Origin of the sequence: Rhizobium sp. PEPV16 (assembly GCF_008919455.1) — a bacterium.
In the GTDB taxonomy this organism is placed as follows: domain Bacteria; phylum Pseudomonadota; class Alphaproteobacteria; order Rhizobiales; family Rhizobiaceae; genus Rhizobium; species Rhizobium leguminosarum_Q.
Genome location: NZ_VSZV01000293.1, coordinates 1 through 24603 on the forward strand (window position 1 = coordinate 1; position 24603 = coordinate 24603).

The 24603-nt window shown below is 61.6% G+C and carries 22 protein-coding genes; 3 read left to right on the plus strand and 19 right to left on the minus strand.

The genetic code is table 11. The annotated features are described in order from the left end of the window. The coding region (secD, locus tag FY112_RS14355; protein WP_151518632.1) for a protein translocase subunit SecD at positions 1 to 1481 on the minus strand (1481 nt) is incomplete at its 3' end. 45 nt (positions 1482 to 1526) lie between these two features. After that, positions 1527 to 1874 (minus strand): preprotein translocase subunit YajC, encoded by a 348-nt coding sequence (gene yajC / locus FY112_RS14360; protein WP_003539006.1) that lies wholly within the window; start codon positions 1872 to 1874, stop codon positions 1527 to 1529. Between the two features lie 310 nt (positions 1875 to 2184). Between yajC and FY112_RS14365 the strand changes: the two genes are divergently transcribed. Next, positions 2185 to 3057, plus strand: coding sequence for an ATP-binding protein (locus FY112_RS14365; RefSeq protein ID WP_017960205.1), 873 nt, complete (start codon positions 2185 to 2187; stop codon positions 3055 to 3057). Positions 3058 to 3199: 142 nt separating this feature from the next. On the opposite strand, the gene FY112_RS14370 is transcribed toward FY112_RS14365, so the two are convergent. The 13 genes from FY112_RS14370 to FY112_RS14430 all read right to left on the minus strand — a co-directional run bounded on the left by FY112_RS14370 (position 3200) and on the right by FY112_RS14430 (position 18770). Continuing rightward, positions 3200 to 4801 carry a M23 family metallopeptidase gene (locus tag FY112_RS14370; protein WP_151518633.1) on the minus strand — a complete coding sequence of 534 codons (1602 nt, stop codon included), beginning with the start codon at positions 4799 to 4801 and terminating at the stop codon, positions 3200 to 3202. Between the two features lie 138 nt (positions 4802 to 4939). Beyond that, positions 4940 to 5593 (minus strand): protein-L-isoaspartate(D-aspartate) O-methyltransferase, encoded by a 654-nt coding sequence (locus tag FY112_RS14375; RefSeq protein WP_011651660.1) that lies wholly within the window; start codon positions 5591 to 5593, stop codon positions 4940 to 4942. Further along, positions 5590 to 6363: a 5'/3'-nucleotidase SurE gene (gene surE / locus FY112_RS14380; protein WP_017991200.1), complete on the minus strand. Its 774-nt coding sequence runs from the start codon at positions 6361 to 6363 to the stop codon at positions 5590 to 5592. Before surE ends, FY112_RS14375 begins: the two co-directional genes overlap by 4 nt. Positions 6364 to 6367: 4 nt before the next feature. Beyond that, positions 6368 to 7651, minus strand: coding sequence for a serine--tRNA ligase (serS, locus tag FY112_RS14385; protein ID WP_151518634.1), 1284 nt, complete (start codon positions 7649 to 7651; stop codon positions 6368 to 6370). A gap of 201 nt (positions 7652 to 7852) precedes the next feature. Further along, positions 7853 to 8680 carry a twin-arginine translocase subunit TatC gene (tatC, locus tag FY112_RS14390; RefSeq protein ID WP_017960201.1) on the minus strand — a complete coding sequence of 276 codons (828 nt, stop codon included), beginning with the start codon at positions 8678 to 8680 and terminating at the stop codon, positions 7853 to 7855. Next, a complete protein-coding gene (gene tatB, locus FY112_RS14395; RefSeq protein WP_131622478.1) occupies positions 8677 to 9288 on the minus strand; it encodes a Sec-independent protein translocase protein TatB in 612 nt (203 codons plus the stop codon). The genes tatC and tatB overlap by 4 nt, the downstream gene beginning before the upstream one ends. Before the next feature lie 51 nt (positions 9289 to 9339). Then, positions 9340 to 9531, minus strand: a complete 192-nt coding sequence (locus FY112_RS14400; protein WP_017960199.1) for a twin-arginine translocase TatA/TatE family subunit — start codon at positions 9529 to 9531, stop codon at positions 9340 to 9342. A 183-nt stretch (positions 9532 to 9714) separates the two neighbouring features. Beyond that, entirely contained in the window at positions 9715 to 10431 is a 717-nt protein-coding gene (scpB, locus tag FY112_RS14405) for an SMC-Scp complex subunit ScpB (RefSeq protein ID WP_151518635.1), read from the minus strand. After that, positions 10428 to 11285, minus strand: a complete 858-nt coding sequence (locus tag FY112_RS14410) for a ScpA family protein (protein WP_017960197.1) — start codon at positions 11283 to 11285, stop codon at positions 10428 to 10430. The genes scpB and FY112_RS14410 overlap by 4 nt, the downstream gene beginning before the upstream one ends. A gap of 18 nt (positions 11286 to 11303) precedes the next feature. Next, positions 11304 to 12317 carry a beta-N-acetylhexosaminidase gene (nagZ, locus tag FY112_RS14415; RefSeq protein WP_151518636.1) on the minus strand — a complete coding sequence of 338 codons (1014 nt, stop codon included), beginning with the start codon at positions 12315 to 12317 and terminating at the stop codon, positions 11304 to 11306. Positions 12318 to 12427: 110 nt separating this feature from the next. Then, positions 12428 to 15667: an SPOR domain-containing protein gene (locus tag FY112_RS14420; RefSeq protein WP_246700673.1), complete on the minus strand. Its 3240-nt coding sequence runs from the start codon at positions 15665 to 15667 to the stop codon at positions 12428 to 12430. Between the two features lie 62 nt (positions 15668 to 15729). Continuing rightward, positions 15730 to 17487 carry an arginine--tRNA ligase gene (argS, locus tag FY112_RS14425; protein WP_151518638.1) on the minus strand — a complete coding sequence of 586 codons (1758 nt, stop codon included), beginning with the start codon at positions 17485 to 17487 and terminating at the stop codon, positions 15730 to 15732. Between the two features lie 65 nt (positions 17488 to 17552). Continuing rightward, entirely contained in the window at positions 17553 to 18770 is a 1218-nt protein-coding gene (locus FY112_RS14430) for a deoxyguanosinetriphosphate triphosphohydrolase (RefSeq protein WP_151518639.1), read from the minus strand. Between the two features lie 221 nt (positions 18771 to 18991). Between FY112_RS14430 and erpA the strand changes: the two genes are divergently transcribed. Together erpA and xth are read left to right on the plus strand one after the other, a co-directional pair. Continuing rightward, positions 18992 to 19324 carry an iron-sulfur cluster insertion protein ErpA gene (gene erpA / locus FY112_RS14435; protein ID WP_017960192.1) on the plus strand — a complete coding sequence of 111 codons (333 nt, stop codon included), beginning with the start codon at positions 18992 to 18994 and terminating at the stop codon, positions 19322 to 19324. Positions 19325 to 19446: 122 nt separating this feature from the next. Further along, a complete protein-coding gene (gene xth / locus FY112_RS14440) occupies positions 19447 to 20238 on the plus strand; it encodes an exodeoxyribonuclease III (protein ID WP_151518640.1) in 792 nt (263 codons plus the stop codon). Between the two features lie 11 nt (positions 20239 to 20249). Here the strand turns inward: xth and exoR are convergent, their stop codons facing one another. The 4 genes from exoR to FY112_RS37760 form a co-directional block, all read right to left on the minus strand. Then, positions 20250 to 21047, minus strand: a complete 798-nt coding sequence (exoR, locus tag FY112_RS14445) for an exopolysaccharide production regulator ExoR (protein WP_026158651.1) — start codon at positions 21045 to 21047, stop codon at positions 20250 to 20252. Positions 21048 to 21066: 19 nt separating this feature from the next. Further along, entirely contained in the window at positions 21067 to 21537 is a 471-nt protein-coding gene (locus tag FY112_RS14450) for a hypothetical protein (RefSeq protein ID WP_027666046.1), read from the minus strand. A gap of 228 nt (positions 21538 to 21765) precedes the next feature. Then, a complete protein-coding gene (locus FY112_RS14455; protein WP_131708997.1) occupies positions 21766 to 23046 on the minus strand; it encodes an OmpP1/FadL family transporter in 1281 nt (426 codons plus the stop codon). 399 nt (positions 23047 to 23445) lie between these two features. Beyond that, positions 23446 to 24603, minus strand: a 1158-nt coding sequence (locus FY112_RS37760) for a class I tRNA ligase family protein (RefSeq protein WP_246700674.1), incomplete at its 5' end; no start/stop codon positions are given.

The window sequence follows — 24603 nt, forward strand, 5'->3', positions numbered from 1 at the left end:
AACGCGAAACCGCGGATGGATTCGCTGCCGAGGAAGAAGAGGATGATGGCGGCGATGAAGATCGTCACATTGGCATCGACGATCGTTGCGAATGCGCGCGAGAAACCGCGACCGACCGCCTCCGCAAAGGCATGGGTGGTTTTTTCCTCTTCCCGGATTCGCTCATAAATCAGAACGTTCGAGTCGACCGCCATGCCGACGATCAGCACGATACCGGCAATCCCCGGCAGGGTGAGCGTCGCGCCGGCAAGGCTGAGCACCGCGACGATGAGGATCAGGTTGAGGAAGAGCGATGCGACGGCGATGAGGCCGAGGATGCGATAGAGCGCGATCATCAATGCCGCGACCAATACGACGGCGACGAGGCCGGCAACGAGGCCGTTGAAGATGGAATCGGCGCCGAATCTCGGGCTGACGCTGCGTTCCTCAACGCTGGTCAGCGTCGCCGGCAAGGCGCCGGCGCGCAGCATGATCGCAAGGTCGCGGACGCCATCCTCGGAGAAGTTTGCCGAAATCCGGCCCTCGCCGCCGGTGATCGCCGCATCGATGACCGGTGACGACATCACCTGGTCGTCGAAGACTATGGCAAGGTGCTTGCCGATGTTCTGCCCGGTCACTTGGGCCAGCCGCTGCGTGCCTTCGGCATCGAGACGATAGGCGATCGAGGTATCCTGCGCCTGTGGATTTACGACAGGCTCGATATCGACCATGTTGCTGCCGGTGATGAAAGCCGTGCGGTCGACGAGGTACGGCACCGGCGGATCGTCAAGCGAATAGAGCACCTGCGATGTTGCCGGCCAGCGGCCGTTCAGCGCCTCCTGCCCCGACATGCTTTCGTCGATCAAATGAAAGGAAAGCTTGGCCGGCTGGTTCAGGATGTTCTTCAGCCGCTCCGCATCGATTGATCCCAGCACCTGCACGACGATGCGGTCGGCGCCATCGGGGCGAACGAGGAAATTATCATTGCCCAATCCGGCGATACGACGTCCAACGATATCGAGCGAGCGGGTCCGGACGGAAGCGACGTCAGCAGTAATGCCGGCGTCGGAAATCTGCAGTGAGAGCTGCCCCTGGTCGCCCTGCTGCAGCGCGACCTCAGGTCCTGCATGCCCGCCAGCCGTCGTCAAAGGCTTCAAAAGATCGACCGCCGCCTGTGTCTGGGCCGCATCGGTGATGCGGACGGTGACGGTCTGGTCATTGCCGGTGAGCCCGGTATAGCGGATGCCGGCGCCGCGTAGCGCGTTGCGCACATTGGCGACCACCTCTTCCAGGCGGTCCCTGACGATATCGGAACGCTCGACCTTCAGAACGATATGCGAGCCGCCCCGCAGGTCGAGACCAAGCACGACGCGATCGTGCCGCAACCAGTCCGGCAGGGAAGATCGCTGCGCCTCAGTCAGCAGATTGGGCGCAGCGATGACGATGGCCGCAAACGCGGCCAGCCAAATCAGAAGTGTTTTCCAGCGGGAAAAATGCAACATTCTCTCGACGATCTTCCGATCCGGCGGTCCTGCGGTTATCGCTTGTTACGCCGCGTCGGCCTTGACCGGTTCACCCTTGACGCGAATTTCGGAGATGCCGCTGCGGACGATGCGCACGCGCACGCCGTCAGCGATCTCGACTTCGACTTCCTTTTCGTCGATCACCTTGGTGACCTTGCCGACGAGGCCGCCACCGGTGACGACCTGGTCGCCGCGACGGATCGCCTTCAGGGTCTCCTCACGCTTTTTTGCCTGCGCGCGCTGCGGACGGATCAGCAGGAAGTACCAGACGACCATCAGCGGCACGAACAGGATGATCATTTCGAAACCGGAGCCGCCGAATCCCGTTGCGGTATCGGTCGCGCTCTGGGCGAATGCCGGGGTGATGAACATGCTAAACTCCTCAGGCTTGGGCGGCGGAACTCCGCCTCTCTTTTCAGGTTGCCGGACTATAGTTACGGCTTCGATGAATGCAACAGAAACAGCCGGAAACAGTACCGATTCCGCTGCCTCATAACCTTTCCGCCGTCAAAACGCCATGCTAAAGCGCGTCGCATCGAACTTGATCAATGCGACGCGCTTTAGCTCCTTTATTTTCAAGCATGTCGTTATCTCGGAACCGCCCCACACTTCCGGGCGACATGCATTAGCGTCATCGAAAGATCAAAGCGGATTGCCGCAGTGAGAAATCAGGAGGCCACCGATGACCGAGGAAATCAACACAGCCCTGCTTGCCGAGCTGAAGCGGCTCGCAGACGCCGTCGAGCGTCTTGCCGGACCGGCACCCGCCCTCAACGACTGGGATGCGGCCGACTGTTTCGTCTGGGCGCCACTGCGCCAGCACCTGCAGCCGGTCAAAAGGCCGAACCGGGTGGCGTTGACGCTTATCCGCGGCGTCGATCACGTGCGTGACATCCTGCACGAGAATACGGTGCGTTTCGCCGAGGGGTATGCCGCCAACAATGTGCTGCTCTGGGGCGCGCGCGGTATGGGCAAATCCTCTCTGGTCAAGGCCGTGCACGAGGATGTCCGGCGCGAAAGCAGCGCCTCACTGAAACTGGTCGAAGTCCATCGTGAGGATATCGCCAGCCTTCCCAATCTGCTCGACCTCTTGAAGGACACGCCGTACCGCGTGATCGTCTTCTGCGACGATCTCTCCTTCGATCACGACGACACCGCCTACAAGTCACTGAAGGCAGCACTCGACGGCGGCATCGAAGGGCGGCCGGACAATGTGCTCTTCTACGCCACCTCCAACCGGCGCCATCTCCTGCCGCGCCACATGATGGAAAACGAGCAGTCGACGGCGATCAATCCGTCGGAGGCGGTCGAGGAGAAGGTTTCGCTTTCCGACCGCTTCGGCCTCTGGCTCGGCTTCCACAAATGCAGCCAGGAGGATTATCTCGGCATGATCGACGGCTATGCCGATCACTTCGAGCTCGGGCTCGAACGCGACAAGATGCATGCCGAAGCGCTGGAATGGGCAACGACGCGCGGCGCACGCTCCGGCCGCGTCGCGTGGCAGTATATTCAGGACCTGGCCGGACGCATGCGGGTTCACATCGACCGGGGCTGAAGCGCGTCGCGCCAATCGGAATTCATGCGACGCGTTTATGCACGTCGTTCTCCGAAAACCGCTGCCCACTTTTGGGCCGCATCCATCAAATGACAAAAGCCCGGCTGGCGGCCGGGCTTTTGCGTTTCCTGGTACGCTGTACCTATTCCAGGAAAGTCATCGGGTTGACCGGGGACGCATCCTTGCGCACCTCGAAATGGACCTGCGGCTGCTTGACGTCGCCGCTCATGCCGGAGACGGCGACGGTCTGGCCGCGCTGGATCTTCTGGCCGCGGGTGACGCTCAGCGTATCGGCGTTGCCGTAGACGGTGACGGTACCGTCGTCGTGGCGGACGAGAACCGTGTTGCCCAGTTCCTTCAGGCCGTTGCCGGCATAGATGACGACGCCGTTTTCGGCGGCCTTGATCGGCGTGCCCTGCGGGACCGAGATGTCGATGCCGTCATTGCGGTTGCCGTTGACGTTGGCGCCGTATGAGGCAATGACCTGGCCGCGCACCGGCCAGCGATATTTGCCGATGCCGGTCGATTCCGGTGCCGCGGAACTGACATCAGACTTCTTCTCGGCATCGTCGACCGTCTGGGTGGCGGCCGGCGCCTTGTAGGGCGCGGGCTGCGCGGAAGCCGTCTGCTGGGCAGCCGCCGGCTGGGCCGGCTTCGCATCGACCTTCTCAGCCGGGATCGAGGCGGTGTTGATATTATCGGCGGTGCCGTTCGGGATCTTCAGAGCCTGACCGATGCGGAGCGAGCTGGCCGAAAGATTGTTGGCGGCCTTGAGGTCGTCGACATTGCTACCGGTTGCCTTGGCAATCTTTGCCAGGGAATCGCCTTGCTTGACGACATAGGTCCCGGCAGGCGCCTTCGGATCCTTGCCGGCGCCGGTGGGAAGTTTGCCGGTGACATCGCCGCTCGCCAGCGTCTTGTCGCGGGCGGAATTGGCGCCTGGAATGACGGCGACGTTCTGCTCAGGTGCCTTCGGCGCCGGCATTTTGCCGGGCTTGGAAAGATCAGCCGCCTGCGACGCCGCCTTGGCGGCATTGCCGCCGTTGAGGGTCGGGATGAGGACCGCCTGGCCAGGCTGGGCGGCAGATGCCGTCTTTAGGTTGTTGACGCGCAGAATTTCTTTTTCGGGTACGCCAAAGCGCCTCGAGAGCGTGGCAATGCTTTCACCCGGACGCAGCGTCACCGATGGAGCGTTGGTCGCGGACCAGCCGGAAATCTTGGGCGTCGTGCCTGTGGTCAGCGTATCGGGCGTGACCTTCGGCGCGGCCGGCGCTACCAGTCGAGGCTTCTCAGCCTGCGGCGCAGCCGGGAAAGGCTGCGCGAGCGCGACTTCCTTTTCCCGCTGCCGGGAGGGTGCCGCGGCCGTCGGCGCGGCCAGCTCTGAACGCTGCACCGAGACCGGCGCGGAAGCGAGACGTGCGCTCGAGCTCGACGTGCGGGTGGGATCGTAACCCGGGCTTGCCGGATAAGGCTGGTTCAGTGCGTCATTGCCGCCGCCATAGCCTGACTGGCCGGCAACGGCCGAACTGCTAAGATCGGCGCGCGGCACCGGATCGCCCTGAGAACCGTTCATATTCCTACGCGGAATGGAACTTGTGGTGATCTGGTCCTGCCCGGAGGAGGAAAACAAGCCGCCAAACCGTGTCACATCGGAACTGCAGCCCGTTGCGGCACTTGCCAGCAGGCTAACAACCAGAAGATTACCGGCCGACTTCCCGAACTTTGGCGAAAGACTGAAACGCATGACTCGACCCACTGAGAACGCAACCATTTGTGAGTCTATTAAAACGCGTTAGTATTACCACGCGGTTAAGATGCTGGAATCAGTGCGATTTTTTTGAGAAGTTGATAACCATAGCTTACAGGTGAAAAATCGCAGTGCCTAAAGCAGCGAGGCAAGGCGCGGAACGATCGGCAGATAAGGCGCCTCGAATAACTCCTCGCGTTCGAAGCGGCTGCCGGTTTTCGTCAGCCGCACCATTCGACACTCGTTCTCGGAAATCATCAGCGGCGCGATCATCGAGCCACCGGAAACGAGCTGGTCGGTATAAAAGCGCGGCATCGCGTTGAAGGCGGCCGTCACCAGGATGCGGTCGAAGGTGCCCTCACCCTGCATGCCGGCGCTGCCGTCGGCCTGGCGGATGACGACGCTGCGCAAACCAAGCGATTCCATGCGCCGCTGCGCGGCTGAAGTCAGCGTCTTGTAGCGGTCGATGGACAGAACACGCTCTGCCAGGCGCCCCATCACGGCGGCGGTAAAGCCGCTTCCAGTGCCGATCTCCAGGACGCGCTGGCCGGGCTTGAGCTTCAGGTGATGCAGGATGCGGACGGCAAAATCGATGCCCTCGAGGAACGAACCGCATTCGATCGGGATCGTCCGGCTCGAATAGGCGTCGTCGGCGAATTGCGGCGGCACGAACAACGAACGCTGCGTCTGCTCGACCGCCGTCAGCAGATCAAGGTCCGAGATGCCTTCGGCACGCAATCTGAGGACGAGCGCCGCAAAGCCCTCCTTCTCCGCCAGTCTTGCCGTCAAACTTGTGCTCCGTATCCCAAGGCCCGCGCCACGCGGTCCGTCACGGAATAATCGGTCAGATCCAGTTTCAAAGGCGTTACCGAAATCTTATTATGCTTCAGGGCGTGAATATCGGTGCCTTCGACGAAGGCGCCGGCGCGTTCGCCAAACTTCAGCCAGTAGTAAGGAAATCCCCGGCCGTCGGAGCGGGCATCGACCTGCAGATTGAAGGCGAGCTTGCCCTGCATGGTCACCTCGGCGCCGTCGACCTCGTCGGGACGGCAGTTCGGGAAATTGAGATTGAGGAACGTGCCCTCCGGCAGGTCCAGGACCATCAGCTTTTCCAGAAGAGCCGGCGCGTGCGTCTCGCAGACCTCCCAGGGCACGATGCGTGCACCGTCCTCATAAAGATAGGCCTGGCTCAGCGCGAAGGAGCGCACGCCCTGCATCGTTCCCTCGATGGCGCCGGCGATCGTGCCGGAATAGGTCACGTCGTCGGCAACGTTCGAGCCCGAATTGACGCCTGACAGGACGAGATCCGGCTTGATGTCCATCACCTGCCTGATGCCCATGATGACGCAATCGGTCGGCGTGCCGCGCAGGGCGAAATGCTTGTCAGAAATCTTGCGCAGCCGCAAAGGTTCGGAGAGGCTCAGCGAATGGGCCAAGCCGCTCTGGTCGGTCTCGGGCGCCACGATCCAGACATCGTCGGACAGCGTGCGCGCGATCCGCTCCAGCGCGGCAAGACCTTCGGCGTGAATGCCGTCGTCATTCGTAAGCAGGATGCGCATCGCCTCAGGCCGCCCGTTCGATTTTGGTCAATCCGCCCATATAAGGCAGCAAAACGTCCGGAATCGTGACGGAACCATCCTCGTTCAGATAATTTTCAAGGACGGCGATCAGGCAGCGGCCGACGGCCGTGCCGGAACCGTTCAGCGTGTGGACGAACCTGTTGCTCTTGTCGTCCTTGCCGCGGTAGCGCGCATTCATCCGCCGGCCCTGAAAATCGCCGCAGACCGAGCAGGAAGAGATTTCACGGAAGGCATTCTGTCCCGGCAGCCAGACTTCGAGATCGTAGGTCTTGCGCGCGCCGAAGCCCATGTCGCCGGTGCAAAGCGTCATGGTGCGGAAATGCAGGCCGAGGCGCTTCAGCACTTCCTCGGCGCAGGCGGTCATGCGTTCATGCTCGGCAACGGCGCTCTCGGCATCGGTGATCGAGACGAGCTCACATTTCCAGAACTGATGCTGGCGCAGCATGCCGCGCGTATCGCGGCCGGCGGAGCCTGCTTCCGAACGGAAGGATGGCGTCAGCGCGGTGAAGCGGAGCGGCAGCTTTTCCTGATCGAGGATTTCCTCGCGCACCAGATTGGTCAGGGTCACTTCGGCCGTCGGAATCAGCCAGCGTCCATCAGTCGTCCTGAAGAGATCCTCGGCAAATTTCGGCAGCTGGGCGGTGCCATAAACGGCCTCGTCGCGCACCATCAGCGGCGAGCTGACTTCGGTATAGCCGTGCTCGCTGGTGTGGAGATCGATCATGAACTGGCCGAGCGCGCGCTCGAGCCGGGCGAGCGGCCCGGTCAGAACCGTGAAGCGCGAGCCGGAGAGCTTGGCGGCGCGCTCGAAATCCATATAGCCGAGCGCTTCGCCGATTTCGAAGTGCTCCTTCGGTGCGTGGTTCCAGCGCGGCTTTTCGCCGACGGTGCGGGTGACGACATTGTCATGCTCGTCCTTGCCGACCGGGACGTCGTCGAAGGGGATGTTGGGGATGCGCGAGAGCGCGTCGCTGAGTTCGGCCGTCAGTTGCCGGTCCTCTTCCTCGATCGCCGGCAGCAGGGTCTTGAGTTCAGAGACCTCGGCCTTCAGTTTCTCGGCCAGCTCGCCGTTCTTCTGGGCCATCGCCGCGCCAATCTCCTTGGAGGCGAGGTTGCGGCGGGACAGCAGGTCCTGCGCCTTCTGCACGGCTGAGCGGCGCTTTTCATCGAGGGCAACGAGACTTTGGGCAAGAGGCTCCGCGCCGCGCTTGGCTAGGGCGGCATCGAGCGCTTTGGGATTCTCACGGATCCATTTGATATCGAGCATCGTCGTTCCAGGTCGTTGCAACAGAGGTGGCCCGGCCAAAGCCTGATCTGGCCTCGACCGGATGTTACAGCGCCGCCCGGTCTTTTCAGACGCGCAAAGGACACCGCAACACTTTGAATTGCTGCCTAATTCCTTAAACCGATTCCGATTTAAGGATTACGCAGTCGACGGCGTTCATGGAGGGATTTCCGGGATCGCCGCTCAGACGCTGTCCGTCTTGGCAACGTCTGCGGATCCGGTTTCCTTTTCGACCGCCTGCCGGGCACGCTGGCGCTCCACGAGTCGCGCCGCATAGATGGAAATCTCGTAGAGAAGGATCGTCGGTATCGCAAGGCCGATCTGGGACATCGGGTCCGGCGGCGTCAGCACGGCGGCGACGACGAAGGCGAGGACGATGGCAAACTTGCGCTTTTCGGCGAGCCATTGCGACGTCAGAAGACCGACACGGGCGAGCAGCGTGGTGATGACAGGCAGCTGGAAGACGAGGCCGAAGGAGAAGACCAGCGTCATGATCAGGCTCAGATATTCCGAGACCTTCGGCATCAGCGAGATCGCTATCTCGTCATGACCCGGCGCCTGCTGCATCGACAGGAAGAACCACATGACCATCGGCGTGAAGAAGAAATAGACGAGCGCACCGCCCATCAGGAACAGAACCGGAGAGGCGACTAGGAACGGCAGGAAAGCCTGACGCTCGTTCTTGTAGAGGCCGGGCGCCACGAACTTGTAGACCTGGGCGGCGATGATCGGGAAAGCGACCACAAGGCCGCCGAACATCGCCACCTTGACCTGGGTGAAGAAGAATTCCTGCGGCGCGGTGTAGATGAGCTGGGCCTTCTCGACGTCGAGATTAGCCCACTGGACCGCTGTCTTGTATGGGATGACCAGATAATTGAAGAGATCCTTGGCGAAAAAGAAGCATGCGATGAAGGCGACGAAAAATGCGCCGATCGACCACATCAGCCGCGTGCGCAGCTCCATCAGGTGCTCGATCAACGGCTGCGGCTTGTCTTCGATATCACCGCTCATTCCTCGTCCTTCTTTGTCTGTGCAGGCTTCTTCGGCGTTGCAGGCTTCCTGACTGCCGTCATGCGTTTCGGCTTTTCCACAGGCACGGCAACGGCGGCCGCAGCATCGACCTGGTCGGCAGGCCTGACGCGCGGCTTGCGCACGGCCTTCGGCTTCGCGACAACCGTATCAGCTTGCACAATCGCTGCGGCGACGGGTTCCGACGGCGCAGGTGTCGCTACCAATGGCGGCGTTTCCGGCAAGCTCATCGAAGGCGTCGGGGCTGCGACGGCATCGGGCAGCACCTCGGTCTTGTTTTCCGTGACCGTGGTCGCCTTCTGCAGGTCGGCCTTGATCTCGTTGCCCATCTGCCGAAGCGGATTCATCGCCTCGCGCAGACTGTTGACCGGGTTGAGCTTCTGGGCGTCGCTGATCGTCTGGCGGACATCGTCAAGCTCGGCTTCGCGCAACGCTTCATCGAACTGCGCACGGAAATCACCCGCAACCTTGCGGGCGCGCTGCGTCATCTTGCCGAAAGCGCGCAGCATCGGCGGCAAATCCTTGGGACCGACGACCACGATCAGTACGACCGCGATGACCAAAAGCTCGGTCCAGCCAATATCGAACATGCAAGGCTCCTGGACGGGAAGCGCGGGGGCTGCGCTTTTTCCCGGACTTGGTTACTTCGTTTCGTCGGCCTTGTGATCGACGGTCTTTGCCGTGTCCGGCGCGTCTTCGTCCGTCATGCCCTTCTTGAAGCTCTTGATGCCCTTGGCAACGTCGCCCATCAGTTCCGGGATCTTACCGCGACCGAACAACAACAGCACGATGACCAGAACGATCAACCAGTGCCACATGCTAAAACCACCCATTACGCTAACTCCCTGTTTCTATGTTCTCACGATGTAAGGATTTCCGACACCGTTTCCAACATCAAGCCCTTTGGATTGAGCTTAATGTCACGGTATCGCCCTTTGTGACAAGCCGTTGACCCATCGAAAAGTGGTGGCCACCATTGTTTTCGCCATGCATGGCAAAAGCAAGACGCAGGCCCCTCAATCTTCAGGGGTGCCGCGCGGTGCCAGCAACCCCAATTCCTCGAGGTCCATCTGGGTGATCGGGTCTTCGTCCTCGGTCAGTTCGTCGTTCATCAACGGCGAGGGAATGTTGAAGTTCGCCGGAATGCGGCCCGACAGCAAGCCCGCTCCCTTCAACTCTTCGAGACCGGGCAGGTCACGCAGCTCTTCGAGCCCGAATTGATCGAGGAAATCGCGCGTCGTGCCCAATGTCACCGGCCTGCCCGGTGTGCGCCGGCGGCCACGGAACCGCACCCAGCCAGCTTCCATCAGCACGTCAAGCGTGCCGCGCGAGGTCTGGACGCCGCGGATATCCTCGATTTCGGCACGCGTCACCGGCTGGTGGTAGGCGATGATCGCCAGCACTTCCAGTGCGGCGCGCGAAAGCTTCTTCACCTCATTGTCATCACGGCGGATGACGAAGGACAGGTCGGCGGCGGTGCGGAAGGCCCAGGCGCCTTCGACCTGCACGAGATTGACGCCGCGCGGCGCATATTGCTCCTTCAGGCGCAGCATGATCGCGTGCACGTCGGTCTTCTCAGGCAGGCGCTCGGTGAGGAAGCCTTCGGAGACCGGTTGCGAGGAGGCGAAGACCAGCGCCTCGGCAATGCGCTCGGCCTCGATCTCGGCCTGCAGATCGCGGCCCCTGTCTTCGAAATCGCCTTCGAAATCCTCTTCGCCCTTCAGATCGATCAAGCCGGCCGCTCCTGTTCGACCACCTGCAGCGTGGCATGTTTCGGACCGCGGCGCATGTATATCGGCTGAAAGGCGCCGTCCTGGCGGATTTCGAGCTTGCCCTCGCGCACCAGCTCCAGCGAGGCGGCAAAGGCGCTGGCGATTGCCGTGACGCGCTCTTCGGGCGCTGCGAGATACCGCAGCAGATAATGTTCCATCGCCGTCCAGTCGGCGACTTCGCCGATCATCTTGGTCAGCAGTTCGCGGGCATCGGTCAGCGACCAGACGGTGCGCCGCTCGATCGTCACCTGGGTGACGGCATGGCGCTGGCGCAGCGCCGCATAGGCGGTCAGGAGATCATAAAGGCTCGCCGCATAAGCGGATTGCTGGCGATCGGGAATATGCTCGGGCGCGCCGCGCACGAAGATATCGCGGCCGAGGCGATTGCGGTTGACGAGGCCGTCTGCCGCCTGGCGCATGGCTTCGAGGCGTTTCAGGCGGAAGGCGAGCGTTGCCGCCAGCTCCTCGCCGGAAGGGCCGTCATCCTTGGCCTGCTGGGGAATGAGCAGTTTCGACTTAAGATAGGCAAGCCAGGCTGCCATGACGAGGTAATCGGCGGCAAGCTCGATGCGGATACGCCGGGCGCTTTCGATGAACAGCAGATATTGCTCGGCGAGCGCCAGCACCGAAATGCGCGACAGGTCGACCTTCTGGTTGCGGGCGAGATAGAGCAACAGGTCGAGCGGGCCTTCGAAGCCGGCGACGTCGATCACCAGCGCCGGCTCGTGGCTGGCGCGCTCGGCACCGTTATCCTGCCACAGCTTGTCCATCGGCGTTGCCGCCTGCGGACGTTCCGTGCCCTTGACCGTGTTCACCTAGCTGCTCCCTTACGATCAGACCGTTGCTAACATTGCCTCGAATTCCGCCCTCAATTCCGCTTCATCGGCGGTATCCGGCGCCGCGAAGCCCGCTTCCGCCGCTTTTGCGCGGGCAAGCGATATGCCGGCGAGCGGTGGAACATTTGCCACAACCTCCCGCATCTCGTCCATATTGCCATTGCAATGCAGCACGATATCGCATCCGCCTGCAATGATATTCGCCGCACGTTCACCGATCGTGCCGGAAAGAGCGTTCATCGAGCTGTCGTCGGAGAGCAGCAGACCGTTAAAACCGATGTGATCGCGGATGATGCCGTCGATCACCTTGCGCGAGGTCGTCGCCGGATTGTCCGGGTCGATGGCGGCGAAAACGACGTGGCAGGTCATGGCCATCAACTCGTCCTTCATCGCGACAAAGGGCGGGAAGTCATGGAGCTCCAGCTCATCGCGCGGGACGGTGACGACGGGCAGTTCCAGATGTGAATCGGCAAAGCCGCGACCGTGGCCGGGCATATGCTTCATCACGGGCAACAGGCCACCAGCCTTCAGCCCCTCGGCAGCCGCCCGGCCCATCGCAATGACGGTCTCCGGATCGCTGCCATAGGCGCGGTCGCCGATGACGTTGCTGCTGCCCTCGACCGGCACATCGAGCACCGGCAGGCAATCGACATCGATGCCGAGGCTCGAAAGATCGAAGGCGTGCAGCCGCGACATCAGCCAGGCGGCGCGCAGGCCGAGTGCGCGATCACGGCGATAGAGATCGCCGAGCGCCTGGCCGGAAGGATAACGCGTGAGAATGGGTGGGCGGATGCGCTGGACGCGGCCGCCCTCCTGGTCGATCAGCACCGGCGCATGCCAACCGACGCTGTCGCGCAGTTCGGCGACGAGATCGGCGATCTGCCGTGCTTCGGAGATGTTGCGCCCGAAGAGGATGAAGCCCCAGGGTCGCTCGCCCCGGTAAAAGGCTTTCTCTTCGGATGTGAGGGCAAGGCCGCTGCAGCCAAGGATCATCGCTTTTGATTCGGTCATGCAAGAATCATAGACGGCGCCCGGCCAAATGCGAGCAAGGTCGGGCTCGATGCACAAAAAAGAGCGGCGAGCCGATCCGGCCCGCCGCTCCGATATTCAAAGACGCGATCCTACCTGGAGATCAGGCAGCTTCCGCCCGCCGCGCGATACTGTTCGCAGAGTGCTGCGGCCTCATCCTTGGAACCGGCCGGTATGCGGACACGGTAGAAAGTGCCCTTGCCGGCGATATCGGCCCTGCGGATCTCGTGGCTGCGGCCGCCAAGCACGCCGGCGAATTTCTTGGACAGGTTGGCATAGGATTTGGTCGCCTCGTCTTCCGAAGGCAGCGAGGCGATCTGGATGCCGTAGCCGCCGGCGGATGCGGCCTGTTGCGGCTTTGCAGCGACTGGTGCTGCGGCCGCGACCTCGGTCGTCTTCGGCTGCTGTGCGGTCGGGCGGACATTGCCCTTCTCGGTCACGGTGCCGACGACGTTGACGGGCTGGTCGGCCGGACGCGCTGTCGGAATGGGAGCGGTATCGGCAATCCCCGAGGTCTTGACCGGGCGCACCGGCAACGCGACCGGAGCCGGGTTTGCGGCCTGCGCGTCGGCACTGCCGGCGAGCGGCGGCTGTACCGGCGCGGTTTCGACGGGGGCTGCAGAACGCGCATCGGCGGAAGCAACCTCGGCGCTTGCCGGGAAGCTTGCGGCCGTTCCACCGACGGGAGGTACAGCCGGGGTCGATTGCGCGGACGAGGTCGACGGAGCCGTCAACGCCGGCTGAGCCGGCGGCATCGGCTGGGCAGCGGGCGTCACCTGGGCAGACTGTGTCGCCTGGGCAGACTGTGTCGGCTCGTCGACGGGCGCCGGTTCCTCGCGGGCGACCAACGTACCGTCAGGCTTGACGATCATCGTGCGGACCTTGCGCGGCGAAACGGACGGCGTTTTGTCAGTGTTGGTTGCCGAAGCGTTGTCGGCGTTGTCCTGGGTTGGCAGCAGACGCGGATCCTCCGTCTCACCGACCGCAGTCGGCGTGACCTGATCGTCGACGCTGGCGTTCTCGTCGTCCTCGGGCAGCGCTTCCGGTGTCAGCGTGCGCTGGACCACATCGACGGGCGCCTCATCGGAAGAAACGAGCGCCTTCTGCTTCGGCTCTTCGGCAGAACCCGCAACGCGGTCGTAGACGGCCTTATCCTGGTTCGGCACGGTCTTGCCGCCAGGATTTTCCGGAACGACCTTGACCGGTTCTTTGTCGGCGGTGATCACGCGAGGCTCGCCGGACGCGACAATGCCGAGCCCCTCGCCGTTCCAGACGGAGGAATAGACACCATAACCGACGCCGGCAAAGACCACGAGCACGACGGCCCCGGCAAGCAACTGGCGCATCGATCGGGCGCGGCTGAAATCGGCGGCCTGGCTTGCCGATTCAATGCGGACCTCGGAGGTCTCGCGGCGCTCGACCGGCTCGCGCACGCTGCGGCGGAAATCTTCCTCCAGCGCCCGTTCGAAATCATCGAGGCCATCGGCGATGGTGGGCTTGACCGGCTTTGCAGCGGCGGCGGCCGTATCCCGGACCGGCGTCGGCGTTTGCCGCGGTTTGGCCGGTTCAAAGAAGCTGGCGATCTCGGCGTCGAGATCGAAATCGAAATCCGCAGATTTCGCGACCGGCGCGGGCTGCTCGACCGGCGGCAGCGCCGGCACGTGCATGTCGTCGACGGCCTCGGGACGATCCTCCGGATCGGAGATCATCGCCGGATCGAATGGCAGGTCTTCGGTCGATTCGGAGACAGGCGTCCAGTTGAAAGCCGGAGCCGGAGCTTGAGCCTGCGGCTCGGGAACGAAGGCCGGAGCGGACCGTGCAGGAGCGGCAGCAGCCTGCTCAAAAGCAGGAGCCGGCGGCTCAGGAGCAAAAACCGGAGCGGGGCGAGGAGCGACGGCAGCGGCCTGCTGGGGAGCAGGGGCTGGCGGCTCTGGCTGCGGTGCCGGCTCGGACGGCTCGGAGAAATCGAGATCGGTCAGTTCCAGCTCGATGCCGGCAAGATCCAGCTCGAAATCATGGCCGGCGAAGGGGTCGTCGGCTTCCGGTGCCGGCTGCGGCGTCGGCGAATACGCCGCTGCGGCAGACTGAGGCGTAACGACATCGGCAAGCTGCGGCGCGACCGGCCTTGCGGCTTCTGCATAGACCGGAGCCGGCTCGATCGGGGCAGACCGGACGGGTGCTACGGCGAGCGGTGCGGGCGCGATCACCTCGGACTGAACAGGTGCGGCAGCGACGGGAGCGGCCGGAACGGCCGCTGCCTCGATCGATGCGGGTTGCTGCGAGACGGGCGCCGGATTGGCACGTTGCGGCACCGGATAACGCGAGACGTCGGCGAGCAGATCGTCGAGATCGAATGTGCCGGCGGTATGCGGAACATCCGGCACGACCTCGGTCAGCGCGGCATCGGCCTGGATCTCGCCTTCGACGGCGGCAGCGATGAGATCGAAACCGGCGTCGGACCCGAAATCCTCCAGCTCTTCCTCGACTTCGACGAATTCTTCGGCCTCGGCGGTCTCTTCCGGCGCGATCACCTCATCATGGCGGTCGAGTTCGGCGGGAAAGCCAAGTGACGGAGAAGCGGATTCGAATTCCTCGGAAGGCTCGACAGCGGCGACAAGCGCCGGCGGCTCGACGACAGGTTGAGCCTCGACCACAGGAAGATCGGCGGATGGCGCTTCAGCAACCGGTGCGGCGACCGTTTCGGCCACGGGCTCCGGCAAAACAACCGGTTCCTCGCGCCTCGGGGCATGGAAATTGGCAAGCGGCAGCCTGATGCTGGCAGCCGACCATTGCGGCGCCTTGGTGGGCTGCACCAGCGAAGAGACCGGTGCTGCGCCGATCGACAGTTCAAGCTCCTCGATCAGGTCGCGCGCACCGCCGAAGGCCGATTGCACCGACGCGTCGGGCTCGGGAGAAAGCTGCTCCGCCCAGTCGGCGACAGATGCGTCCCCATTTCCTGCGGCGGGCAAAGCTTCTTCAGCCTCAACAGCGGCGACGGAAACCGAAACCGGCTCAGGAGCCTGCGCATGTTCGGCAGCGGAAGAAGCATCGAGAACGGGCTCGACGTAATCTTCAGGCGTGATGTCATCAGAGATCGGCTCGGCGGGCCGGTCGAGTTCGGCAAGCGGACGTGGCGAGTCGTAGCGGTCGAACTCGCGCCCAAGCTCATCCTCGAGATCGAGGGCGGGCTCGCGGCGTGCGGTCTCCGTCACGGTATTCGCCGCAACACGCGGCTCGAAGCCGACGATACGGGCCAGTTCTGCCAACGGATCATCGTCGGCAAACAGATCGTTTTTTCCGCGCGTATCATACGCAAGTTGTTTATCAGCCATGCCTATTCCCACTCGCAAACGCCAACGCTCAAATGCCAGCGCATTGTGGGGAAATGGTGACGTTATCGCATTTCGTCCGGTGCGGCAGTGCCTGTAATGGCAAGTCCCGACCTCAAAACCGACGCGACGGCGTACACCAGCCCAAGTCTGGCAATACTTGATTCTCGGTTTTTATCATTAACAAATCGTAATTCCGGCTGATCTTTACCTTTGTTCCAGTGCGCGTGGAAGGAACTGGCGAGGTCGTAGAGGTAAAAAGCGATACGATGCGGCTCCTGCGACTGGGCCGCCGCCTCGACGATACGCGGGAATTCAGCGAGCTTGGCGACAAGCTGCAATTCGGCCGGATCGCCAATGCCTGCAACGGTTTTCGCCAGTTTCTCGTGGGAGACATCGAGGTCGGGAAAAGCCTCCCTCGCCTGCCGGAAGACCGACATGCAGCGAGCATGCGCATACTGCACGTAAAAAACAGGATTATCTTTCGACTGCTCGGTCACTTTGGCGAAATCGAATTCGAGCGGCTCGGAATTCTTGCGATAAAGCATCATAAACCGGACCGAATCACGGCCGACTTCTTCGACAACGTCCCGAAGCGTGACGAAATCGCCCGAGCGTTTCGACATCTTCACCGGCTCGCCGTTGCGATAGAGCTTGACGAGCTGGCAGAGCAGCACCGTCAGCTTCGCCTTACCATCCGAAACACCGCGTGCAACCGCTTCCAGGCGCTTGACGTAGCCGCCGTGGTCGGCGCCGAGCACATAGATCATCTCGTCGAAACCGCGGTCGAACTTGTTCTTGAAGTAAGCAACGTCGGCGGCGAAATAGGTGTAGGAACCGTCCGACTTGATCAGCGGCCGGTCGATATCGTCGCCCACCTCGGTCGAACGGAACAATGTCTGCTCGCGATCTTCCCAGTCCTCGGGAAGCTGGCCCTTCGGCGGCGGCAGCGTGCCCTTGTAGACATAGCCCTTGAAGGTCAGGTCGTTGATCGCCGTGCGGATCGCAGCTGCAACATTGGCATGCAGGGTGCGTTCGGAGAAGAAGACGTCGTGATGGACGTTCAGAGCCGCCAGATCCTCACGGATCATCACCATCATCGCATCGATGGTGCGATCCTTGACGATCGGCATCCATTGGTCTTCCGGCATGTTGTGCAGCCGCACGCCGTAATCGGCGGCAAGCGACTGGCCGACGGGCACGAGATAGTCGCCGGGATAGAGACCCGAGGGGATTTCGCCGATCTTTTCGCCGAGCGCTTCACGATAGCGCAGGAAGACGGAACGGGCGAGCACGTCAATCTGCGAGCCGGCATCGTTGATGTAATATTCCTTCTCGACGCCGTAACCGGCAAAAGCGAGCAGGTTGGCGAGCGCGTCGCCGACGACGGCGCCCCTGCAATGGCCGACATGCATAGGGCCGGTCGGATTGGCCGAGACATATTCGACATTGACCTTCTTGCCCTCGCCGAGCGTCGAGCGGCCGTAATCGGTGCCGGCGCCGATCATCGAGGCGAGCAACCGCTGCCAGTAACCGACGGCGAGACGGATGTTGATGAAGCCGGGACCCGCGACCGAGACATCGGCGACGTCGGCATCCTCCTTGAGCTTGGCGATGATGACGTCGGCCAGCGCGCGCGGATTGGTTCCGAGCGGTTTTGCCAGCACCATTGCGGCATTGGTCGCGACATCGCCATGGCTCGCGTCACGCGGCGGCTCGACGGTGATGCGGCCGAAATCGAGCTCGGATCGCTTTTCCCTGACCAGATCGATCTGTTCAAGGGTGGTTTTGATCCTGGCTTCGAAGTCGGTAAAAAGGTTCATCGCACTCTTCCATGCATAGGCTGTGCCAAAAGCTCAAATCGGCCCTCGGCGTGGGCGACCGCTGCCTATCGCAAATCCGGAGTGTGGTCAAACAACCGCCTGTGGGCGCTGATGGCATAGGTGTCGGTCATGCCGGCGAGATAATCGCCGACATGGCGGGCCTTCGGCGCATCGGACAGGCCGGCGATATGATCGACCCAGTAATGGCTTTGCATCTCCTTGGGATTGGCCATGTAGGCGGCAAAGAGATCGGTGACGATCTGGGCGGCACCGGCACGGATGCGCATGATATCGGGATTGCGGTAGATGCGCTTGAAGAGCATGGCCTTGATCTGCCTGTCGGTCTCGGCCATCCCCTCGGAAAAGGTGGCGATAACCCGGTCGGCAGCGCGGATGTCGGCCGCATTCTCAGGGCGGAGGAGCGACAGGCGCTGCTGTGCCACGCCAATCACGTCTTCGACCATGCGGGTAATCTGGCGGCGCATGATCTCATGGGTGAAGCGGCTCGGCTCCAGATGCGGATATCGCGCCCTCACCTCGGCCATCAGCCCGGCAAGAAACGGGATTTCCTCCAGCATGTCGAAAGTCAGGTAGCCGGAGCGCAGGCCATCGTCGATATCGTGGGTATTATAGGCGATGTCGTCGGCGATCGCCGCGACCTGGGCTTCAAGGCTGGCATAGGTTGCAAGCTCGAGATCGTGCAGCTCGCAATAATCGAGGATCGGCTGAGGAACGGGACCGCGGGTGCCTATTCCATCAGCCGTCAGAAGCGGACCATTGTGCTTGACGAGACCTTCGAGGCTTTCCCAGGTCAGGTTGATGCCGTCGAATTCGGCATAACGCCTCTCCAGTTTGGTCACGATGCGCAGCGATTGGGCATTGTGATCGAAGCCGCCATAGGGCAGCAGCACCTCGTGCAGCGCGTCCTCGCCGGTATGACCGAACGGCGTATGGCCGAAATCGTGCACGAGCGCCACGCCTTCGGCCAGATCCTCGTCGAGCTTCAGGGCGCGGGCAAGCGCGCGGGCGATCTGCGCCACCTCGATCGTGTGCGTCAGCCGGGTGCGGTAATGATCGCCGTCCTGGGCGATGAAGACCTGGGTCTTGTGCTTCAGCCGGCGGAAGGCGGTGGTGTGGACGATGCGGTCGCGGTCGCGCTGGAAATCGGAGCGCGTCGGGCTTCGGTCCTCCTGATAGAGCCGCCCGCGCGTCGTCCAGGGGTCGGCCGCATAAACCGCCCTCTCACTGCTGCCGAAACCCAAAGCACGCGTATCGATCGTCATTCTTCACCGTCATCTTGCATGTTGCTGCATCTGCCCATTGACGCCGCCTGACGCTCTTCATACCTATAGCCCGATGAACGGCAAAGAGGCGCTTTCCTAATCGCTTCGGCGCATCATCGCCTTTTCGCGAATATCATGGTAAGTTTCTTTGATATCAGGCATTTGAACATTCAAGTGCCAAAACCCATTCTCTCCGGATCTTGACCCCGGCAGGAGGAAACATGACGGATACGAGTGTAACCCTTTCAGATGCGGCGGCAAAGCGTATCGCTGCGATCGTCGGCGCCGAAGCCGGCAAGAGCGCCTTGCGCGTTTCCGTCGAAGGTGGCGGCTGTTCGGGCTTTTCCTACAAGTTCGATCTTGCCGACAGCGCCGCCGACGACGACATCATCGTCGAAAAGAACGATGCCAAGGTGCTGATCGACAGCCTTTCGCTGGTTTATATGGCGGGCTCGGAGATCGACTTCGTCGACAATCTGCTTGGCCAATCCTTCCAGATCAAGAACCCGAACGCGGTGGCAAGCTGCGGCTGCGGCACCAGTTTCTCGATCTGAACGTCTAAACGCACATACTCCCCATCAAACCGGCCGAAGAATTCCTTCCGGCCGGTTTATCGTCTTGTCCGGCGACGAAAGACCGCGATAAAAGAAGCGCACGAAGCGAACAGGGCGAAGAGATGAAGATCGCGACTTGGAACATCAACGGCGTCAAGGCGCGCATCGACAATCTCACGCAATGGCTCAAGGATTCCGATCCGGATGTCGTCTGCCTGCAGGAGATCAAGACGGTCGACGAGGGTTTTCCGCGGCTGGAGATCGAGGCGCTCGGCTATCACGTCGAGACGCACGGCCAGAAGGGCTTCAACGGCGTGGCGATCCTCTCCAAGAGTTCACCTTTCGAAGTGAACCGCGGCCTGCCCGGCGATCCGCTGGACGAACAGGCGCGTTTCCTCGAAGCGGCGTTCACTCTGTCCGACACGCGCATCCTGCGCGTCTGCTGCATCTACCTGCCCAACGGCAATCCTGTCGAAACGGAGAAATATCCCTACAAGCTCGCCTGGATGGAGCGCCTGCGCACGTTCGCCGCCGAACGGCTGGCCTATGAGGAGATGCTGATCCTTGCCGGCGATTACAACGTCATCCCGGAACCGCACGACTGCTTCGATCCCAAGGTGTGGGAAAACGACGCGCTGTTTCTGCCGCAAACGCGGGCGGCTTTCCGCCGGCTCGAAAATCTCGGGCTGACGGATGCGGTGCGCGCCACGACGGATGCGACGCAGTTCTATTCCTTCTGGGATTATCAGGCCGGCGCCTGGCCGAAGAACAACGGCATCCGCATCGACCATCTGCTGCTGTCGCCGGAAGCTGCCGACCGGATGACGTCGGCTGCGATCGAAAAACATGTGCGGGCCTGGGAAAAGCCGTCCGACCACGTGCCCGTCATCGCCTATTTCGATTTCGCGGCCTGAGGCCTTCTACCTCAATCGTCCGAACCGCTCGCGATCGTGTGCGACAGCGACACCGCAGTGCGGCGGTCGGACTCGTTTGCAACCGAGAAGGCCTGCTCCTGCAGTGCTTCCATCCAGCCGCAGTCCTTGGGCTTGCAGCGGTCGAGTGCCGCCGTCATCAGCGCCAGACCACGGGCCGTCTGGCCTTCGTCGAAAAGAATATTGCCGAAGACCGCCATGGCGCCGGGATGGCCACTCTTGCGGGCCTGGTTCAGCCATTTCTTCGCCTGCTGCGGGCTGGAATTGCCACCCTCGCCGGCCAGCATCATCTGCGCCAGCTGGAACTGCGCCTCGGGCACGCCAAAGGTGGAAGCCACCTGAAAATAAAGCTGGCGCGCCTGGCTGAGGTCGGTCCTGACCGGACTGCCGGCGATGCCGTGCTTGTAATAGTTGGCGAGCGAGAGCAGCGCGTTGACGAAGAAGCCGGTATCTTCCGAGCCGGGTTCGACGCCCTGCTGGGCAATCTCGCTGTAGATCTTGAAGGCTTCGAAATCGTCCTGCGTGACACCGTCGCCATCGGCATACATGTTGGCGAGCGCCCAGCGCGAGCCGGTATGCCCCTTTTCGGCGGCGTATTTATAGGCTTCGACCGCCTCTTCCTTCTGGCCGTTCTTATAGGCCTTGAAGCCGAACTTGAAGAGATCGAAGGGTCCGGATTCCTTGCTGACGCCACCTTTGATGTCGAATGCGCGGCACGGACCGGACAGCGCCAGCGCTATAGACATGCCCACCAGCATGAATTTGAACAGTTTGAACTCGGACGTCACCATTTCAACCGATTTCTTTCGCTCATCCCAGGCAGGCGGCAACGGCGCTCATGCCGTGCATCCCGCGGATGTATTTCTTCGAGGCGAGCGATCCCGCGGCGAGCTCCATGGCTCCTTTACCCGCGTCGCATTCAGCCCACTGGCCTTTTCTCAAAGGCGATATTCTCAGCCCATCCTTCAGAACCACCCGGCTCCCGGCATGGCTCGACTGCAATCTCTGTGGCACTCTTTCGGCAGGTGCGGCATCCGCCTTCCCGCCTTTATCGCATTCATAAACAGTAAATGTGACGAAAGCGGTATCGACATTTTCGGTAAGGCCGGGCTGCTCAGCTGAGCGGGTCGAAAATAACCACAATGCATGAATCGACGACCTCATCGCGAGGTCGGATCGGCGGCCGGAACAGCCTTGTTCGGAAAGCGAAACGGCCGCAATCAAACGATTGTCGCCAATCGCGCCGCACGACTTCATGTTACCGGAAAAAAATCGACCCATGCTACTATTTACACGCACCGTACGCCTGCCATTCCTCACCCGCTAATATCGCTGCGCCCTCTTTGTGGCGGGAAATGGACAAATTCGCCATACCATCACCATACGCCAAACGTCGTAAAAATGTGTTGCTGAATCGTCACAAAACGGGACCGGAAATGGCATGATTAACGGACGCGAATAAAGAAGAGCCCGGCACTGCCGGGCTCCTCAATTCTTCAGATCGGGGAATTAGAACTTGACCTTTAGGCTCGTCGACAGCGCAGCAACCAGATCGTTGCCAAAGGAATAGGAGACATCATCTCCAAACGTGACGCCGTTCTGGGTCACCACGCCGGACGAACCGCTCGTCAACACGCCCACGGCACCGGCGACGCGCCATTCGATATGTTCGGTCGGCGTGAAGGCTGCACCGAGCCCCAGCGTCCAGCTATCGGTCTGCGCGCCATAGCCCTGGCTGGTGCCGCGATCCCAGGTGAGGCTGACTGCACCTGCCCACTGTTCGTTGAACTTGTGGCCGACACCACCGGTGATCGTCCAACCGTCCTGGTAAAGAAGGTCGAGCGAGGTCAGCTCCGTCGCACCGCCGGAGGTGCAGGCGACCAAGCCTTTCGTCGACTTCGGGCAGAAAGGCACGGACTGCAGAACACTCCAGTTCGTCCACTTTATCGATCCGAAGGCGAGCCAGTCCGGAGCGATACCGCTTTGCAACTTAAGCTCAAGCGAATCCGGCGCTTCGGCAGAGCCAAAGACGTCTGTGATCCTTCCGTATGGAGCGCCATTCAGCGGTGCGAATGGCGCGGTCACCTGCGTCAGATCCACCGTACCAGTCAGATTGTCGTATTTTACACGGCTGTTATAGACGAGGCTTGCTCGCATTGCATATTCCGGAATCTCGTAGGCGAGACCGGCGCGCCAGCCCCAGCCACTATCTTCAAGATCGAGGCGGCCGACGCCGTTGCCGGTACCGACCAGAAGCGGAACGGTTGAAACCAGACGTTCCTTGAAGCCTTCGACTTCCTGATAGAAAGCGCCGCCGATGAAGCGAAGCTGCCCGGGGCCGACATCAAAACGATAGGAGCAGGTGCCGCCATAGTTGCGGGTTTTGATCTCTGTCTCAATGTTATTGTTGGCGCCGGCCCAGTTGAGACCGGGGTCGGTATGCCCGCCGAAGGGCTCGGAATAGTCGACCAGGCAGTCGATTGCATCGCCAAAACCAGCCTTAAAGCCAATATAAGGGATGGTGTAATTTGAGGTATCGTCAGCTGTGTTTGGACGGCTGTTCAGATTGCCGCCGCCTGGGGATACCGACGTATCCGTATCTCGGACGTCCTTCAGCCTGCGTTGCGGTGTGACGTAGGTCACACCGGACTGAAATGAGAAAGGCGACGTGTCGAACAGCTGATCGATATTATATCCGCCGCGCTCCAGACCGCCGGCGAAGGACGGCGATGCAAGCGACGAAAGAAGAACGAGCGACGTTACGCCCTTGGAAAACCTACGCGATGCCATTGTGTCTCCCCCACTCCAGCAATTGATGTGACGCCACTTTAGTAAGCGTTCGCTCGATATGGCAACGCGCCCCACGGCAGCGCTCCCAGGCATTGCAGCGGCGAACTTACGTAAAGAGATTGACGGACACGTCAAAAAATCTGGTTAATAAAATTTTATTCCAGACTTATCGAATTTCAGCTGGTCTTTTGGGTTTTCATTCCAAACATTGCAGAAGCTGTATCAATCCGACAACAGTGGCAGTTTTCGCCCGCTGGATGGCCGTTCAGCCACAATCCACAGGCTGCGCGCCTGAAATCAGCCGTTTTCAGGCGCGAATCGCATGCGCACAGAACGACAAAAGACGCGCCGGCAGAGGGCGCGTCTTTGAAATAACTTACCAAATAGGGCCGGTGAAACTTACCCGGCTTCGCTCACCCTGGAAAGAGCAAGCCTCAGGCTCGCGATCTGCCCCTTCAGTTCCTCGAGGCGATCACGCTCGGCCTCGACCACTTCGGGATTGGCGTTGGCGACAAACTTCTCGTTTGAGAGCTTGCCGTCGATGCGGGAGATCTCGCTCTCCATCTTGGTAATCGCTTTTTCCAGACGAGCCTTTTCGGCGGAAAGGTCGATCAGATTGCCGAGCGGCAGGCAGATGGTGGCCTCGGCGATGACGATCTGAGCGGCACCCTTGGGCGCATCGTCAGCCAGCGATATCGCCTCGACGCGCGCAAGGCGCTTGATGGCGGCGTCGTGGCGGAATAGCCGTTCACGCGTCAGGTTGTTGGCCTTGACGACGACAAGCGGGGCTGTCGCCGATGGCGGCACATTCATTTCGGCGCGCACCGAGCGGATGCCGGAGACGAGATCGATCAGCCAGTTGATTTCGTCGGCGGCCCCGTCATCGGCATAAGACGGCGCCGGCCATTCGGCGTGGCAGACCAATGTGTCGCGCTCTTTGCCTTCGCCTGCGGTATGGGCCCAAAGCTCTTCGGTCATGAAGGGCATGAAGGGATGCAGCAGCTTGTAGATCTCTTCGAGAATATAGGCGCTGCAGGCCTGGGCTTCCGCCTTGGCGCCCTCGTCCTCACCATTGAAGACCGGCTTCAACAGTTCAAGATACCAGTCGCAGACCTCGTTCCAGACGAAGCGGTAGAGCGCGCCGGCAGCATCGTTGAAGCGGAAGGCTTCGAGTGCTTCCGTAACGTCACGTTCCGTACGGGCAAGTTCCGTCAGGATCCAGCGATTGATGGTGAGCTCGGCGGCTTCGGGCACGAAATGCGGGTCGCTTCTTGCGCCGTTCATTTCGGCGAAGCGCGTGGCATTCCAGAGCTTGGTGCCGAAATTGCGGTAGCCGGCGATGCGGGCCGGATCGAGCTTCACGTCGCGGCCCTGCGCCGCCATGATCGCCAGGGTAAACCGCAGCGCGTCGGCGCCGTATTCGTCGATCAGTTCGAGGGGATCGATGACGTTGCCCTTCGATTTCGACATCTTCTGCCCATTCTTGTCGCGCACCAGCGCGTGGACATAGACGGTCTGGAAGGGCTCGACGGGTTCGCCGTCCTCATCCTTCATGAA